The following is a 17,675-nucleotide window of genomic DNA, read 5'->3' on the forward strand; positions in this document are numbered from 1 at the left end:
TGAAAGTGAGACGCGGGATAGATTTATGTCAAATAATCATGCAAAGGGTTGATACCCGGAGGAGGATGGGTATCAACCTGAATACAGTATCGATTATCAGTAACTGAACAGGGCTATATCCCTGCAGCCCAGGGCTGTCAGGGTAGCAGAGGTACAGTCCCACTGAGAGATAGCGGCATTATTACCTTCCACCAGCACAGCGCGGTGGATGTCATGCAGATCTCCGCCGGCCATATTCATAAAGATAAGTGCGGCCTGCAACGGCGGAAGACCCGGGTTAAAGGCGGCATTCTCAATATACGCACCGCTGTAGATGCGTCCGCGGCTGTCCTGTAATGCAACACCACTGTGTGACAGTGAATAAGGGGCATGGCTGCGGTTTGCCGCTTCCAGCGCTTTTGCCACCACCGCATTGGTCGCGAGGAAGCGATACCCGTGATGCACCTGGTCAAACAGGCGGGTTTTAATTCCCAAATCCACCGGGCCGAAAGCATGGGGCAGCAGTATGCCCAATGGTGTTGCGGCAAGCTCCGGTAGTTGGATAAGCAATTGCGTTCCGCTGTTCATCTCATTCATAAACTGGCGGCAGTGCCCGCACGGCGTGTAGTTTACCGTGATTTTCCGCAATCCCTTTTCACCGCGCAGCCAGGCGTGAGTCACCGCACTTTGTTCCGCATGAACAGTTTGCTGCAAAGGCACATGGCAAAATTCCATGTTTGCACCCAAATACAGATTACCACTCAGTCCGTGAGCCACGGCACCGACATTGAAATGAGATATCGGTGTTACCGCACAGCTTGCCGCAAGAGGCAGCAGCGCGAGAGCCAGCGCATCCTCGTCACAGCAGCCTGCTTCACACAGGGCACTGACCTGTTTCGCTGTAAAGTAACCGGGAAAGGTATCAGAACAGGTGGCATCAGTTAACAGAGTCTGTAACGGGGAAGAGTATGTTTTCAGGGCTTCATGAAAGCGGGTTTGCATAAAATAATCTCCATTATCAATAAGATCATTCTAGCGGGGCATAAGGTGTACTGAATGTGATATAGATCACGTTCAGTGTGAAACGAATGAAACGAATATGAAATTTGAGAGATGAGACGCAAATTATTACGTCTCTTTTTGATGTTTTTTGTTATCAGCCAAACAACGTTAGCCAAACAACGTTAGCCAAACAACGTTAGCCAAACAGCATCAACAGAACAGGGAAGACGAACGGCGCCAGCAGCGATGTAATAATCCCGCAGGTCATTAGTGCCAGAGAGCTGTAAGCGCCCTCAACATAGTCTTCTTCTGCACAGCGGGCGGTGCCGAGTGCGTGTGATGCGGTACCCATCGCCAGCCCGCGTGAGGCTTTGGTGGTGATTTTTATCCGCTTAAACAGGCTGTGCCCGAAAATCGCCCCTAATATCCCGGCAAAAATAACACACACGGCACTGATCGCGGGTACGCCGCCGATAGAATTGGCAACAGCAATCGCAATCGGGGTGGTGACGGATTTCGGCAGAATGGATGCGGCGATTTCCGGTGTGGCGCCAAGCATAAAGGCAATCGAGGTGCCGGTTACCATGGCAATCAGACTGCCGGCAAAGCAGATGGCAATGATCGATTTCCACTGTGCACGGATTTGGTGCAACTGTTCATATAACGGGAAGGCCAGCGCTACGACGGCAGGTTGCAGCAGGTCATTCAGTATCCGGCTGCCTTCAAAATAGTGGTTGTATGAGATTCCGGTGAATATCAGCAGCGGAATAATAATAACGATGGATATCAGCAGCGGGTTTAATACCGGCAGCTTAAATTTAATATAGATGGCGCGGGCAAGAAAATAGACGCCGATGGTTAACGGGAGCGACCACCAGATGTAGGTTAACATTTTGGTTTCTCTTGTTGTTCTGTTATGGCGGCAACCGCATCGGCTTCCTGTTGTTCCGCTACGGGAACATGGCGGCGGTGAATATATTCAGAACTCAGCGCAACGGCGCACATGGCAACAAAGGTACTGACAACACAGGCGATAAGGATTGGCAGCAGCTGAGCGCTGAGGATGTCGTAATAATTCATCACACCAATACCAATCGGTAAAAACAGCATGGTCATGTTTTTCATTAATAAGGTACACCCGGGCTGAACCCAGTGCGCCGGAAGAATTTGCAGGGCGAGTAATACAAAGAGCAGCAACATACCGGCGATGCTTCCCGGCACAGAAAACGGCAGTAATACGACGATGATATTACCGGCAAACAGGCACAGATACAGGATGATAAATGCCCGGAGATAGCGCCAGCCGGTTCCCGCTATCTGTTTTGGTTTCATGGTAGTGTTCCTTCTTGATTGAACTCATTCATCATACAATTAACTTCTAATTCGTGCTATACCTCACATAAAAAAACCTGCGCAACAGCGCAGGTTTTTTATATCAGAGTACAGAACAGGGCGTATTACTTCACCTGCTGGCCTGGTTGTGCGCCGGTGTCCGGGCTGAGCAGGAAAATATCTTCCCCGCCGGGACCCGCTGCCATCACCATGCCTTCGGAAATACCGAAGCGCATTTTGCGTGGTGCCAGGTTTGCTACCATGACGGTCAGACGACCTTCCAGCACTTTCGGATCCTGATATGCCTGGCGGATCCCTGAGAATACCTGACGGGTTTCGCCGCCGAGATCCAGGACCAGTTTCAGCAGTTTGTCAGAGCCGTCAACAAAATCTGCAGACTGGATCAGTGCAATACGCATATCGACTTTGGCAAAATCATCAAAACTGATGGTGTCCGCAATCGGGTCATCTGCCAGCGGCCCGGAAACCGGTTTGGCTGACATGGCTTTGATATCTTCTTTGGAGGCTTCAGTCATTGCATCCACTTTTGCCATTTCAATGCGGTTGAACAGGGCTTTGAAATCAGCAATCTGATGATCCAGCAGTGGTTTTGCAATACCGTCCAGGGTCAGTTCCTGATTCAGGAACGCTTCACTGCGGGCAGCAAGCTCAGGCATAACCGGCTTCAGGTAGGTCATCAGCGCGCGGAACAGGTTGATCCCCATGGTGCAGATTGCCTGTAATTCCGCGTCTTTACCTTCCTGTTTCGCCACAACCCACGGTGCTTTTTCATCAATATAACGGTTGGCAACATCAGCCAGCGCCATGATTTCGCGGATAGCTTTGCCGAATTCACGTCCGGTATATTCTTCAGTAATAGTTTTTTCTGCATCAATAAACTGCTGATACAGTTGCGGCTCAGACAGTGTTGCACTCAGGCGGCCGTTAAAGCGTTTTTTGATAAACCCGGCGGTACGGGATGCCAGATTCACCACTTTATTAACGATATCGCTGTTGACGCGCTGAACAAAGTCTTCCAGATTCAGGTCAATGTCATCGATGCGGGATGAGAGTTTTGCCGCATAATAATAGCGCAGGCTGTCTGCATCCAGGTGATTGAGGTAAGTCCGTGCCTGAATAAAGGTGCCGCGTGATTTTGACATCTTCGCACCGTTAACCGTGACATAGCCGTGAACAAACAGGTTAGTCGGTTTGCGGTAGCCGCTGCCTTCCAGCATTGCCGGCCAGAACAGGCTGTGGAAGTAAACAATATCTTTACCGATAAAGTGGTAGAGATCTGTTTCGGAATCTTTTTTCCAGAACTCGTCAAAATCCAGGTCACCACGTTTGTCACACAGGTTTTTAAATGATCCCATGTAGCCGATAGGCGCATCCAGCCAGACATAGAAATATTTACCCGGTGCATCCGGGATTTCAAACCCGAAATACGGTGAATCACGGCTGATATCCCACTGCTGCAGACCGGAATCAAACCACTCCTGCATTTTGTTTGCGACCTGCTCCTGGAGCGCACCGCTGCGGGTCCAGGTCTGTAACATGTCACCGAATGCAGGCAGATCAAAGAAATAGTGCTCGCTTTCACGCAGTACCGGCGTGGCACCGGATACCACAGAGCGCGGGTTAATCAGCTCTGTCGGGCTGTAGGTTGCGCTGCACACTTCGCAGTTATCGCCATACTGGTCTTCTGCTTTACATTTCGGGCAGGTGCCTTTAACGAAACGATCCGGCAGGAACATGCCTTTTTCCGGATCATAAAGCTGGGAAATGGTCCGGGTTTCAATATGGTTATTTTTTTTCAGCGACAGATAGATATGCTCAGATAATACCCGGTTCTCTTCGCTGTGCGTAGAGTGGTAGTTATCAAAGCTGATAGCGAAATCCGCAAAATCTTTCTGATGTTCAATACTCATCTGAGCAATCATAGCTTCAGGGGTGATCCCCTGCTGCTGTGCTTTGAGCATGATAGGCGTGCCGTGAGCATCGTCGGCGCAGATGAAGTGAACCTCTTTGCCGCGCATTCGCTGAAAACGGACCCAAATATCAGCCTGGATATGTTCCAGCATATGACCGAGATGGATTGAACCGTTTGCATAAGGTAACGCACAGGTTACCACTATTTTATTAGCGATCTGAGACATAGAGTATTTCACTTCCTCAATTATAAAGGGACTTCGATGTTACCTGATCCCGCCGACCCCTGCCAGCAGTAATCCGGCTTTCTGTGTGGTTTATCAGACGTTTTATCCGGTGTTTTAAACCGGACTCCCGGATCCTGAGCATCAGGTGATAACCTTAGTCTTTACAGGGGTTTTGTTTTGTGCAGGTTTGCGCAGAATCACTAAATTAATCATTCGTCATCTGCTATCATGAGCGACGATACAGGTATAAAAAACAATAAATCTAAGGAGCCGGGATGAATGCGAAATCCCCCGGGGATACCAACCCTGAACTGCTGAACGAACAGGTCGCACAGGTACTGGCGACATTTGAGCATCCGACACTTAAACGCAACCTGGTTGCCATCAAAGCACTGCATCACTGCGCCATGCTTGATGGTGTCCTGCATGTTGAGCTGGTGATGCCGTTTGTCTGGAAGCGTCCGTTTGAAGCATTGATTGAAGCAAAAACCAAAGAATTACGTCAGGTTACCGGCGCGTCAGCGGTAGACTGGAGACTGCGCCACGATATCGCGACACTGCGCCGTGCCAATGATTTGCCGGGCATTAATGGTGTCCGTAATATCCTGGCGGTCAGTTCCGGTAAAGGCGGTGTCGGCAAGTCCAGCACTGCGGTGAACCTGGCTCTGGCGCTGATAGAAGAAGGCGCAAAAGTCGGGATTCTGGATGCGGATATTTATGGTCCGTCCGTTCCGAACATGCTGGGCACCACAGCAGAGCGTCCGGCCTCACCGGACGGACAGCACATGTCGCCGGTTATGGCGTATGGTCTGGCTTCAAACTCTATCGGTTATCTGGTCACAGATGATAATGCGATGGTCTGGCGTGGTCCGATGGCGAGCAAAGCTCTGATGCAGATGTTACAGGATACACTGTGGCCTGATCTGGATTACCTGGTTATCGATATGCCGCCGGGAACCGGTGACATTCAGCTGACACTCTCGCAGAACATCCCGGTTACGGGTGCAATTGTGGTGACAACGCCGCAGGATATCGCGCTGGTGGATGCCATGAAAGGCATCGTGATGTTCAAAAAAGTGAACGTGCCGGTGATGGGTATTGTGGAAAACATGAGTGCGCACATCTGCAGTAATTGCGGTCATGTAGAGCCTATCTTCGGAACCGGCGGGGCAGAACGTCTTGCTGAGCGCTATCACACCAAATTGCTGGGACAGATCCCGCTGCATATTTCGCTGCGTGAAGATCTCGACCGTGGTCAGCCGACCGTGATGCGCGATCCGCAGGGCGAATTTGCTGATATTTACCGCGAAATTGCTGTGAATCTGACCGCTGAAATGTTCTGGGAAGGGGATAAAATCCCGACTGAAATAGCATTCCGCGCAGTGTAACTGTATCGCGTTTATCCGTCCGCAAACCCGGACGGTCAACGGATCCTGAAATCAAAGACCGGTACTTTTTTGTACGGGTCTTTTTTCTGTCTGCTATCTCGCGGTGTACTCCGAAATAATTAGCCCGGATGCCTGATTCTGCTGGTATCTGTACCGGTAAATCCCTATAATTCAACGCCGGCAGACACGTTTTGTTACTCACGGCCGGATAAACAGCAACAAAGGGTGGCGCAGCAAACCGTTTCAGTTTTCTCTTCTATTATTTTCAAACCGGGTTATTTCTATTATGGCTGAGACAGCACAGCAACAGTGCATTATTATAGGCATCACCGGCGCATCAGCGTCAGGAAAAAGTCTGATTGCCAACACGCTTTACCATGAATTACGCGCCCAGGTGGGTGATCATAACATCGGGGTTATTCCGGAAGACTGCTATTACAAAGATCAAAGCAATGTATCGATGGAAGAGCGTATTAAGGTCAATTATGACCATCCGGGTTCCATGGATCACGAACTGCTGTTACAGCACCTGAAAACACTGAAATCAGGTGAAAATATTCAGTTGCCTCAATATGATTACGCCGAGCATACCCGTAAATCCGAATCTGTCGTTTTCCGCCCTAAACGGGTTATTATCCTGGAAGGTATTCTTCTGCTGACAGACAAGCGACTGCGCGAACAGATGGACTTCTCTATTTTCGTTGATACACCACTGGATATTTGCCTGATGCGCCGTATCCGCCGTGATGTGAATGAACGCGGGCGCACACTGGACTCCGTGATTGCACAGTACAATAAAACGGTTCGTCCGATGTACCTGCAATTTATTGAACCAACGAAACAATATGCTGATATCATAGTCCCGAGAGGCGGTAAAAACCGCGTGGCCATTGATATTCTGAAAGCAAAAATAAGCCAGTTCTGCGAGTAAGCCGCCGGCAACGAATTAATCCCCGCTTATCTGCGGATAAGCGCTGTGTTTTATGAGGATAGAACCATGCGACTCTGTGACCGTGATATTATTCAGTGGCTTGATGACGGCAGACTGGTGATTTCTCCCCGCCCGCCGGTTGAGCGGATAAACGGGGCAACCGCCGATGTCCGTCTCGGCAGTCAATTCCGTGTTTTTCAGGGGCATACCGCGGCGTATATTGATCTCAGCGGCCCGAAAGATGAGGTTAATGCCGCGCTGGAAAGTGTCATGAGTGATGAGATTAACCTGTCAGAAGACCAGGTGTTTTATCTGCATCCGGGTGAGCTGGCGCTGTCATCAACGCTGGAATCAATCACTCTGCCTGATAACATGGTGGGCTGGCTGGATGGTCGTTCATCCCTGGCGCGTCTTGGTCTGATGGTGCATGTGACCGCACACCGGATCGATCCCGGCTGGCACGGGCAAATCGTGCTGGAATTTTATAACTCGGGTAAGCTGCCACTGGCACTGCGCCCGGGGATGGTGATAGGTGCGCTGAGTTTTGAGCCGTTATCCGGCTCTGCTGACAGACCTTATAACCGTCGTCAGGATGCAAAGTACAAAAATCAGCAGGGAGCTGTCGGCAGCCGTATCAGCGAAGATTAAATGACGGGCGGCAGATGTCCGTCTGCGGGTTCAACATAGAATGGGGAAGGTGCAGGGATTATGAAACGATTATTCACCACGCTGATTATTCTGCTTGTCGTGATAGCGGCGGGCCTGGCGACGTTAATCCTGATGGTGAACCCGAATGACTTCCGCGATTATATCGTTAACAAGGTAAAGGAAGATACCGGTTACGAACTGGTGATGAAGGATGATATGCGCTGGCATGTCTGGCCTAAACTGAGCATCATCACCGGCAAAATGTCATTAACCGCACCGGACGCCGCTGAACCGGTTGTTACCGCAGACAATATGCGCCTGGACGTGGAATTGTGGCCGCTTCTCTCCCATCAGTTATCTGTTAAAGAAGTCATGCTCGATGGCGCACTGCTGAAAATCCTGCCTGAAACTGAGTCCAGAGTACAAAAAAGTGAACCGATAGCGCCGGGCAATCAGAAAGCCAGACCTGTGGCGGTGTCGAAGGAAAATAAATGGTCATTTGATGTGGATCGCATCCGCATAGCCAACAGTTTACTGGTCTGGCAGACAGATGACGGCGCACAAATTAATATGCGTGATATTAATTTCTCTCTGGAACGCAATACGCCGGAACGTTATGTTGTGGCGCTCAGCAGCAATATTCTGCGTAATCAGCAGGAACTCTCTTTCAGTCTCAGCTCTGATATTGATATCTCACAGTACCCGGTACAGGTCAGCGGTAATATTAACCGCCTGAATTATCGCCTTTCCGGTGCGGGTCTGTATGCCAACGGTATTAACGGCAATGGCACGACAGCCTTTACCTGGCATGAAGCCGTGGGCCAGGCACCGCAGTCACTTATCCTGGAAAGCCTGAAACTGAGCGCCAATGAAAGCCAGCTGAGCGGAACGATTGAAGCCGCGCTGGGTGATACTCCCCGTTATGATGTCCAGCTGACATCACCAAAACTGAATCTGGATAACCTGCTGGGCTATGAACGCGCGGTGACGGGAGCGGAAAACGGTGAGAACAAAACAGCCCCGGTGGCAACCAGGCCGGCGATTGTCACCAATGGCAGTGATTCACTGAATAAATATGACCTGACTATCATGAATTATTTCAATGCCACACTGGCGCTGAATGTGGATTCACTGATTTATCAGGGAATGGAGATAAGCCAGCTGACAGTGAAAGCTGAAAATCTCGGCAGCGTGACTGAAATTTCAAAAATGACCGGCAATGTGTTCGGCGGACGTTTCTCTCTGCCGATGACTATCTATTCTGAAACAGCGCCGGCAAAGGTACGGATTAAACCGTTGCTGCAAAATATTGATGTCCGCCCGATGCTGACAGCGTTTAAAATGCCGGAGAAATTTACCGGACGTCTGAGTTTTGACGGCGATCTGCGCGGAACCGGCTATGACCAGGATGCTATTTTAAATGCCTGGCGTGGTGATGTGGCGCTGAGTATTGTGGATGTCAAAATGCTCGGGCTGAATATTCCGTATCTTATTCAGCAGTCACTTTCCCAGACAACAGATAAAGTCAGTTCACCGGAATCCATGGATGCCCTGACCGAGGCGAAAAAGCTGGATGTGATTGGTACGCTGAATAACGGTGAAGTGAAAATCAGTAAAATTCTTGCCGTGTCGGATGCCTTTAATATTACCGGCAGCGGACGGACAAATCTGGTAAAACAGAACCTGAATATAAACCTCGGCGTTCAGATATTAAAAGGCTGGGGAAAATCCAACGACTTTGTGACCTGGCTGCAATCTATCCGCATTCCGGTTGTATTGTTTGGCAGTTGGGAAAATCTGCAATATAAATTTGAGGTTGAAACGCTGTTGCGTAATCAGTTACAACAGCGGGCCAAGCAGGCTATCGGGGGACTCATTAATGACAAAACCGGTAAAGAGCTTAATGCGGTAGAGTCTTTAATTAACCGGTTATAAATTTCCGGTTAATTTATAAAAACAGAGCAGTGACGATAAATTATATTGTCACTGCTTTTTTCATGTTGACAGCCGGGCGGTGTATACCCAACGTCATTCAGGGTGCAGGCAGGCGGCAAGGGAAGTCAGACGGAGAGCATACATTAGTATGTGACCCGGCTGGCTTCCCGCAGCCAACGAACCTGCAGTTTGAATGAATAAGGGTATAAATAGTGTACGCAATAACACCTGTTTATTGATGTACATCATTTAATCTGTCTCTGACTTTCGGCAGAGTGCTTTAATTATTCTTATAAATAAAAACATGCAGACAGGAGTATAAATGTTAGATCTTCTCATTGGTGCAGCCGTCGCCGTCGGCGTCGGGCGCTATATTATTAAGGGGTATTCAGCTACAGGGGTATTAATGGTCGGGGGTTTACTGCTTCTGATCGTGAGTGTCCTGATGGGCAAAAATATTCTGCCGGCCGCCGCTGCCACAACCGGCTGGGGCCCGACAAACATCATCGAATACGTTAAGTACCTGCTCATGAACCGTGGCGGCGACCTCGGTATGATGATTATGGTGCTGTGTGGTTTTGCCGCCTATATGACTCACATCGGCGCGAACGATGTGGTTATCAAACTGGTGTCCAAACCGCTTCAGGTGGTGAATTCACCTTATATCCTGATGATCGTGGCCTATTTCATTGCCTGCCTGATGTCACTTGCGGTGTCATCTGCAACCGGTCTTGGCGTGTTACTGATGGCAACACTGTTCCCGGTGATGGTTAACGTCGGTATCAGCCGTGGTGCGGCAGCTGCTATCTGTGCTTCTCCGGCAGCGATTATTCTCGCACCGACATCCGGTGACGTGGTGATTGCGGCTGAAGCGTCGAATATTGCGCTGAAAGAGTTTGCGTTCAGTCTGACTCTGCCTATCTCCATTGTGGCCATTATTGCGATGGCGATTGCTCACTTTTTCTGGCAGCGCTATCTCGATCGCAAAGAAGATATCAAATCTGAAATCCTCGATGTGAAAGAAATCACGACAAATGCGCCGAAATTCTATGCCATTCTGCCGTTCCTGCCGATTATCGGCGTGCTGTTGTTTGACGGAAAACCATTCGGATCTTATTTCGGCATGGATTTCTTAAAGGGCATCGTTCTGCCTGAGTTACACATCGTCACGATTATTGTCGGCTGTATTATTCTTTCCGCCATTATTGAATTTGTGCGCGGATTTGACGGCAAGAAAGTCTATGCCGGGCTGGATGTCTGCTATCGCGGTATGGCTGACGCGTTTGCCACGGTTGTTATGCTGTTGGTTGCGGCAGGCGTATTTGCCCAGGGTCTGAGCACAGTCGGTTTTATCTCCGGCCTTATCGATCTTGCGCAATCCTTTGGCTCCGGGGCGATCATCATGATGATTGCACTGGTGATTATTACCATGCTGGCGGCAATGACCACCGGCTCTGGTAATGCGCCATTCTATGCGTTTGTCGAGCTTATCCCGCGTCTGGCACAGCAAATGGGGATTAACCCGGCGTACCTGGTTATCCCGATGCTTCAGGCATCAAACCTGGGCCGTACCATGTCACCGGTTTCCGGTGTGGTGGTCGCGGTTGCCGGTATGGCGAAAATTTCACCGTTTGAAGTCGTCAAACGCACCTCCGTTCCGGTGCTGGTCGGCTTGCTGGTTGTGATTATCGCGACTGAATTAATGGTACCGGTCGTACTGTAAGCATCAAAAGCCGCGCAGGGTTATCCCGTGCGGCTTTTTTTTATCAATACGGATTATGAGGTTGGCTTTGGATAAGATATTTACCGGAGTTGTAGCGGGCACCGCGCTGATTTTAAAAATTGAAGAAAACAATGATCATCTGATTCATATTGTTCAGTTTCCGGAGGATTTACTGCCCGGTTTAATCATCGGCGATTCCGTGTCTTATAACGGCTGTTGCCTGACTGTCGCCGCGATTGATAACAGCCATGTCGGTTTTTATCTCTTTACCGATACGTTGCTGAAAACCGCACTCGGCCGGTTAGTGACCGGGGATTATGTCAATATTGAAAGAGTGGCGGTATAAGTGGCGGTATGGAAGTGTGGCAGTACAGAAAGAGTTGCAGTTCAGAAAGAAAAAAACCTCGTTTTCACGAGGTTTTTATAACGAATAACTGTTAATTACACGCGGTTGAAGGCAAGAACGCGTACTGAGCGCAGGTCAGCCTGTGACTCATCAGCAATTTTCTGAGTAGCTTCTTCTAAAGCAACGAGGGGAGAAACACCTGCGGCAGTTTCTGTGATCTGATGCCCCTGCAAGGTATCTCCGTTACGGGCACGCACTTTGTACGACACAAACCAATAATCCATATCATCACCTGCTTCTGTAATTAATCGTCTGATCACCATAGCGATTTACCACACCGATTAATGTGACCAAAATCAACCATTTCACTCTCTTCTTGCCGCAGATCTTTTTTTCTCTCTTATTGCTCACAATTCTTAACGGGTAAGTCAGTACAATAAAACAGCATCAATAAAAAACCGCGCAAGTTTCAGGCCTGCGCGGTTTGCCGGAAAGAGAACTGACAATATCAGTTATTATCTAACCATTCTGTGTGGAACACGCCATCTTTATCCGTGCGCTTATAGGTATGTGCGCCGAAATAGTCGCGCTGTGCCTGGATAAGATTTGCCGGCAGTACTGCGCTGCGGTAGCTGTCATAATACGCGATAGCGGCAGAGAAGGTCGGCGTCGGGATCCCGTGCTGAACGCCGTAGCAGACAACATCACGCAGTGCCTGCTGGTACTCGTCAGCAATCTGTGTGAAGTAAGGTGCCAGCAGTAAATTAGCCAGTGCCGGGTTTTCAGCATACGCATCAGTGATTTTTTGCAGGAACTGCGCGCGGATGATGCACCCTGCACGGAAGATTTTTGCAATTTCGCCGTAGTTCAGATCCCAGTCATATTCATCTGATGCCACACGCAGTTGTGAAAAGCCCTGTGCATAAGACACGATTTTACCCAGATACAGTGCGCGGCGTACTTTCTCAATAAATTCGCCTTTATCACCGCTGAATGCCGCTGTTTTTGGTCCTTTCAGCACTTTCGATGCCGCAACACGCTGGTCTTTCAGGAAAGAGATATAGCGGGCAAAAACAGATTCAGTAATAAGTGTCAGCGGAACACCCAGATCCAGCGCGCTCTGGCTGGTCCATTTACCGGTGCCTTTATTGGCGGCTTCATCGAGGATCACATCAACCAGGTAGTTGCCGTCTTCATCTTTTTTACGGAAGATATCAGCGGTGATTTCAATCAGGTAGCTGCTCAGTTCGCCTTTATTCCACTCAGTGAACGCCGCTGCCAGTTCATCATTACTGATCCCCAGCGCATTTTTCATGACTGAATAGGCTTCTGCAATAAGCTGCATATCGCCGTATTCGATGCCGTTATGGACCATTTTCACATAATGGCCCGCACCGTTTGCACCGATATAGGTCACACACGGCTCACCATCAACCTGTGCGGCAATCTGTTTCAGAATCGGTGCGACCAGTTCATAGGCTTCTTTTTGTCCGCCCGGCATAATAGAAGGGCCTTTCAGCGCGCCTTCCTCGCCACCGGAAACGCCGGTACCGATAAAATTAAAGCCCTGTGCAGACAACTCTTTATTACGGCGGATAGTGTCCTGAAAGAAGGTATTACCACCGTCGATCAGAATATCGCCTTTATCAAGGTGCGGGGTGAGAGAGGCGATAGTTTTATCCGTCGCTTCACCGGCTTTGACCATCAGTAAAATACGGCGGGGTTTTTCGAGGGAGTCAACAAACTCTTCAATGCTGTAGTTGGGAACCAGTTTTTTCCCCGGGTTTTCAGCAATCACTTCATCGGTTTTATCTGAAGAGCGGTTGAAGACGGAAACAGAGTAACCGCGGCTTTCGATATTCAGTGCGAGATTACGGCCCATGACGGCCATACCGACAACACCAATTTGTTGTTTGGACATGAAGACTCCTTCAGGATTTTTCAGTGATTCGTTAGCTGAGTGTTAATTGCATCACAGTTTAGCGCATGTGGCAGCAGCGTGGTAGCGATTGATGCAAACGATAACGCCAAAAGCGCACACCCGGAACAGAGGGAAAGCAGGGAATTTTCTGTTGCTATTTCAGCTGACAATCCGCATTATTCGTTTGCAGCATAAGCTGTGTGACTAAAAGGTAAAACCAACTGTATGGAATGGATCGCTGATCCGTCGATTTGGGCCGGCCTGGCTACATTAATCGTACTCGAAATTGTTCTTGGCATCGATAACCTCGTTTTCATTGCCATTCTTGCGGATAAACTTCCTCCTGCGCAACGCGACAAAGCCCGCATAACGGGTCTTCTGTGCGCATTAGTCATGCGTGTTATTCTGTTGTTCTGCCTCTCCTGGCTTATCACACTGACCAAACCGATGTTTACGATGTTCGGGCATCCGTTCAGTGCGCGTGATCTGATCATGCTGGTTGGCGGGATATTCCTCCTCTTTAAAGCCACAATGGAACTCAATGAGCGGCTTGAGGGCGAGGATCATAATGATGGTCAGCAGCGAAAAACCTCAAAATTCTGGGCAGTAGTCGCACAAATTATCGTGCTGGATGCGGTCTTCTCACTCGACTCCGTGATTACGGCGGTCGGGATGGTGGATCATATCGGCGTAATGGTAACTGCCGTAATTATTGCGATGCTGCTGATGATCTGGGGCAGCCGTCCGCTGACCCGTTTTGTCAATGAGCACCCGACTATTGTTATTCTGTGCCTCAGTTTCTTACTGATGATAGGTTTCAGCCTGGTGGCGGAAGGTTTCGGTTATCATATTCCGAAAGGCTACCTTTATGCCGCGATTGGTTTCTCTATCATGATTGAAATGCTCAATCAGGTATCCATGTTTAACCGCCGCAAATACCTGCGGGGTAAACACTCTCTGCGTCAGCGCACGGCAGAAGCTGTTTTACGTATTCTGAGCGGCAAGCGCGGATCACCTGAACTGGATAACCGCACCGCCGATCTTATCTCAGATAATCAGGAAATTTTTGACCCGGAAGAGCGCCAGATGATTGTCCGTGTTCTGGGGCTGTCTCAGCGCAATATCAACAGTATTATGACGTCGCGTCATGATGTCGAGATGCTGAGTATTGATGCGACGACAGACGAAATCTCGGAGCTGCTGACAAAAAATCCGCACACCCGTGTCGTGATTAAAGGCACAAATGAAGATGACGAACTGCTGGGTGTGGTGCATGTAATTGATTTACTGCATCAGCGTCTGCATCAGGACCACCTGGATTTACGTGCATTGCTGAAACAGCCGCTTATCTTCCCGGAACAACTCTCATTGCTCAAAGCACTGGAGCAGTTCCGCCAGGCGCAAACTCACTTTGCCTTTGTGGTGGATGAGTTCGGGTATGTTGAAGGGGTGGTTACCTTAACGGATGTGATGGAAACCATTGCCGGAAATCTGCCGGTAAATGGTGTCGAGAATGATGCGCGCCATGATATTCAGTGTATGGATGATAACAGCTGGATTACCAACGGCTTTATGCCGCTGGAAGATTTAATCAACTATGTGCCGCTGACGCTGGATGAAAAACGTGAATACGAAACAGTTGCCGGATTGCTGATGGAGCATCTGCAACGCCTGCCGAAAGTGGGCGAGCAGATTAAAATCGATGATTGCATATTTGAGCCGCTGGATATTCAGAATCACCGCATCAGCCGGGTAAAAATTACCCTGGCAGGTGAGCAGGGATATAATGAATAAGCTATTATTCAGTTAGTTAATCATAAAAAACACCGCCCCGGCGGTGTTTTTTATATGATTAAAAAGAATCAGCGGATAATATTGCGCGTAAACCACCAGAACAGCAGAGCAATACTGCTTACCCCTGCTCCCAGCAGGCAGATCCCCGTCCAGCCGGCAGCGCTGTATGTCATGGTGGCACTGATTGCCCCCAGACCACTGCCGGTGGCATAAAACAGCATATACGCGCCGGTTAACCTGGCGGGTGCATCACTGCGGGCGCGGAAAATCAGACTCTGATTTGTCACATGCATTGCCTGACCTCCCGCATCAAGCAAAATTATCCCGATGATAAGTGCGATCAGTGAATGACCGGGCATCGAGAGCGGCCACCAGGAAAGCAGCATGATGATCAGCGCATATGCACTTGTTCGTCCGGCATATCCCTGATCAGCCCATTTTCCTGCCCGGGCGGCGATCAGCGCACCAGCGACACCGGCAAGTCCGAATGCCCCGGTGAGGGTATGTGAAAGCTGATAAGGCGGAGCGCTCAGTGGTAACACCAGCGCACTCCAGAAAATACTGAATGAGGCAAACATCAGAAAAGCCAGCATACCTCTTATCTGCAATACTTTTTCGCGCAGCAGCAGTGTGAACAGGGATGCAACCAGTTGCGGATAGCTCAGTTTTTCTGCGGATTGCGGCACATCCGGCAACCGCCGGAAAAGCGGAATGGCGATCAGTACCATCACAATCGCCGGGAGTATATAAACAGCCCGCCAGCCCGCAATATCACTGACACCGCCTGAAAAAACGCGCGCCAGTAATAAACCGATAAAAACACCGCCCTGTGTTGTCCCGACAACCCGCCCCTGTTCGCCGGGCGCTGCCGCACTTGCGGCATAAGCGATTAATCCCTGCGTCATGGCGGTTCCTGCCAGTCCGGTTGCCAGCATACCGGCAAGCAGCATAAATGCGGATTGCGCCAGCCCTACCACCAAGAGTGCGGCAAGTAATCCGGCAAACTGGATCTGCATTAAAAAACGGCGGTTAAGTTTGTCTCCCAGCGGAACAACAAATAACAGTGCCGCTGCACACCCGAGCTGCGTGGCAGTGATCACACCACCGATTGCCGCCGGACTGACGGAAAAATCCCGCGATAAAATATCCAGCAGAGGCTGGGCATAATACACATTGGCAACACTCAGGCCGGCGGCAACGGCAAACAGCCGCGTGAGTGATGCAGAGAGGCGGGACGACGAATTTGAGCAGGCTGTTATGTCCATAGGGTAAGTAACCAGTTTTAAAATGAAACTGGTTGCAGCCTAATCAATCTGGTTTTAAAATGCAACCAGATTATTCAGCCACTGATAACAGGACGAACTATGACAACCGTTGCTCCCGAATATTGCCCGGTCGCCAGAACACTTAATCTGATAGGTGACCGCTGGTCATTGCTGATTATCCGCGATACGTTTGATGGTATCTGCCGGTTTAAAGACTTTCAGCAAAACCTGGGGGTTGCCCGCAATATCTTGTCTGATCGTCTGAAAAAACTGACCGATGCAGGTATTCTGGCAATGAAACCGGCCTCAGACGGTACGGCCTATCAGGAATATGTTCTGACGGATAAAGGTGAGCATCTTTTTACGGTGATTGTGGCGTTGCGTCAGTGGGGGGAAGATAATTTGTTCCGGGAAGATGAACCGCACTCTGTGCTGATTGACAAACAGACCGGCAAACCGGTTCTGCCGGTGGCACTGCTGACTGAGGACGGCGACATTTTGTCACCGTCAGAAACGCAGGTGCGCAAAGTCACGCAGTGAAAGTTGCACCCGCAGGTGCAACGGAAAAACAGGCATTATTTACGATTCAAAGGTACTGTGAATACGGGCCTGTAATACACGTGAGGCAACCTGAACCATAGTGTCATTGACCTCATCAAGCCAGTGATGGATTTGTTCAGTACTGAGTTGCATTGCCGGGCAGTCTCTGTCCTGTTGGTTATTCTCTTCCAGAAGCAGCACCAGCTCAGTATCCAGCAGGGATTGCATCATATCAATCCACAAACCAATCTGGTGGTTCAGCGGTTTTCCTGCCGGAGAGGTCAGGCAGTAGCGGTTCATCCGCTCACTGCCGGTGTACTGATAATCATCGCGCAGCGCCAGACGCTCCGCCAGTGTGGCGGTCAGCGGCTCAGGCAGCGGGGTACCGAGGCAGGTGAAATTATAGGTATCTTCACGGGAAAAAAGCGCGCCATCAAGGCGGATCTGTTGCTCTTCATAGTGCATCAGCACTTCGCGCAGCAGAGCGCTGACTGCAAAAAAGTGATCTGTTTTATGAAACTGACTACCGTTCAGATAAGGTGCGCTCAGCTGCTGGCGCAGTGATTGCTCATCTTCTTCAGGCGAACTGACAAAACGCGGACGGAATTTCTGTGTTTTAAACCACCGGCGCCAGCGGTGGCGCGACAGATAGATAAGTAAACTAAGTAACAATACATAGTAAATGGTGTCTAAAAGTTCATCCTGCATAAGC

General features: G+C 49.7%; 16 protein-coding genes. 8 read left to right on the forward strand and 8 right to left on the reverse strand.

Features of this window, described 5'->3' with window-relative positions; genetic code table 11:
• Positions 1–96: 96 nt before the first annotated feature.
• The 4 genes from cdd to metG all read right to left on the reverse strand — a co-directional run bounded on the left by cdd (position 97) and on the right by metG (position 4,472).
• Positions 97–981 carry a cytidine deaminase gene (gene cdd, locus AYY17_RS09380; protein WP_067423211.1) on the reverse strand — a complete coding sequence of 295 codons (885 nt, stop codon included), beginning with the start codon at positions 979–981 and terminating at the stop codon, positions 97–99.
• Positions 982–1,177: 196 nt separating this feature from the next.
• Positions 1,178–1,873, reverse strand: coding sequence for a CidB/LrgB family autolysis modulator (locus tag AYY17_RS09385; protein ID WP_067423213.1), 696 nt, complete (start codon positions 1,871–1,873; stop codon positions 1,178–1,180).
• Complete coding sequence (locus AYY17_RS09390) at positions 1,867–2,313, reverse strand: CidA/LrgA family protein (protein WP_067423215.1); 447 nt, start codon at positions 2,311–2,313, stop codon at positions 1,867–1,869. The genes AYY17_RS09385 and AYY17_RS09390 overlap by 7 nt, the downstream gene beginning before the upstream one ends.
• 125 nt (positions 2,314–2,438) lie before the next feature.
• Positions 2,439–4,472, reverse strand: coding sequence for a methionine--tRNA ligase (gene metG / locus AYY17_RS09395; RefSeq protein ID WP_067423217.1), 2,034 nt, complete (start codon positions 4,470–4,472; stop codon positions 2,439–2,441).
• A gap of 275 nt (positions 4,473–4,747) precedes the next feature.
• Here metG and apbC point away from each other — a divergent pair, with 275 nt between their 5' ends.
• The 6 genes from apbC (at position 4,748) to AYY17_RS09425 (ending at position 11,443) form a co-directional block, all read left to right on the forward strand.
• Positions 4,748–5,860 carry an iron-sulfur cluster carrier protein ApbC gene (gene apbC / locus AYY17_RS09400; RefSeq protein WP_067423219.1) on the forward strand — a complete coding sequence of 371 codons (1,113 nt, stop codon included), beginning with the start codon at positions 4,748–4,750 and terminating at the stop codon, positions 5,858–5,860.
• 286 nt (positions 5,861–6,146) lie between these two features.
• Entirely contained in the window at positions 6,147–6,791 is a 645-nt protein-coding gene (gene udk / locus AYY17_RS09405) for a uridine kinase (protein WP_067423220.1), read from the forward strand.
• Positions 6,792–6,857: 66 nt separating this feature from the next.
• Positions 6,858–7,439, forward strand: coding sequence for a dCTP deaminase (gene dcd, locus AYY17_RS09410; RefSeq protein ID WP_067405289.1), 582 nt, complete (start codon positions 6,858–6,860; stop codon positions 7,437–7,439).
• Positions 7,440–7,499: 60 nt separating this feature from the next.
• Positions 7,500–9,374 carry an outer membrane assembly protein AsmA gene (gene asmA, locus AYY17_RS09415; protein ID WP_067423221.1) on the forward strand — a complete coding sequence of 625 codons (1,875 nt, stop codon included), beginning with the start codon at positions 7,500–7,502 and terminating at the stop codon, positions 9,372–9,374.
• Between the two features lie 322 nt (positions 9,375–9,696).
• On the forward strand, positions 9,697–11,097 hold the full coding sequence (dcuC, locus tag AYY17_RS09420; protein WP_067405283.1) for an anaerobic C4-dicarboxylate transporter DcuC: 1,401 nt from the start codon (positions 9,697–9,699) through the stop codon (positions 11,095–11,097).
• Between the two features lie 67 nt (positions 11,098–11,164).
• A complete protein-coding gene (locus tag AYY17_RS09425) occupies positions 11,165–11,443 on the forward strand; it encodes a riboflavin synthase (protein WP_067364972.1) in 279 nt (92 codons plus the stop codon).
• A gap of 95 nt (positions 11,444–11,538) precedes the next feature.
• Here AYY17_RS09425 and AYY17_RS09430 read toward each other — a convergent pair whose 3' ends face one another.
• Entirely contained in the window at positions 11,539–11,727 is a 189-nt protein-coding gene (locus tag AYY17_RS09430) for a hypothetical protein (RefSeq protein ID WP_235843795.1), read from the reverse strand.
• Between the two features lie 224 nt (positions 11,728–11,951).
• On the reverse strand, positions 11,952–13,364 hold the full coding sequence (gene gndA / locus AYY17_RS09435; RefSeq protein ID WP_067423223.1) for an NADP-dependent phosphogluconate dehydrogenase: 1,413 nt from the start codon (positions 13,362–13,364) through the stop codon (positions 11,952–11,954).
• A gap of 225 nt (positions 13,365–13,589) precedes the next feature.
• On the opposite strand from gndA, the gene AYY17_RS09440 reads away from it, so the two are divergent.
• A complete protein-coding gene (locus tag AYY17_RS09440; protein ID WP_067423225.1) occupies positions 13,590–15,158 on the forward strand; it encodes a TerC family protein in 1,569 nt (522 codons plus the stop codon).
• Between the two features lie 68 nt (positions 15,159–15,226).
• Here AYY17_RS09440 and AYY17_RS09445 read toward each other — a convergent pair whose 3' ends face one another.
• A complete protein-coding gene (locus tag AYY17_RS09445) occupies positions 15,227–16,423 on the reverse strand; it encodes an MFS transporter (RefSeq protein ID WP_067423227.1) in 1,197 nt (398 codons plus the stop codon).
• Between the two features lie 99 nt (positions 16,424–16,522).
• Between AYY17_RS09445 and AYY17_RS09450 the strand changes: the two genes are divergently transcribed.
• Positions 16,523–16,963, forward strand: coding sequence for a winged helix-turn-helix transcriptional regulator (locus tag AYY17_RS09450; protein WP_067423228.1), 441 nt, complete (start codon positions 16,523–16,525; stop codon positions 16,961–16,963).
• 39 nt (positions 16,964–17,002) lie between these two features.
• Here AYY17_RS09450 and AYY17_RS09455 read toward each other — a convergent pair whose 3' ends face one another.
• Positions 17,003–17,671, reverse strand: a complete 669-nt coding sequence (locus tag AYY17_RS09455) for a hypothetical protein (RefSeq protein ID WP_067423230.1) — start codon at positions 17,669–17,671, stop codon at positions 17,003–17,005.
• Positions 17,672–17,675: the final 4 nt, after the last annotated feature.

It is taken from the genome of Morganella psychrotolerans, from assembly GCF_001676055.1.
In the GTDB taxonomy this organism is placed as follows: Bacteria; Pseudomonadota; Gammaproteobacteria; order Enterobacterales; family Enterobacteriaceae; genus Morganella; species Morganella psychrotolerans_B.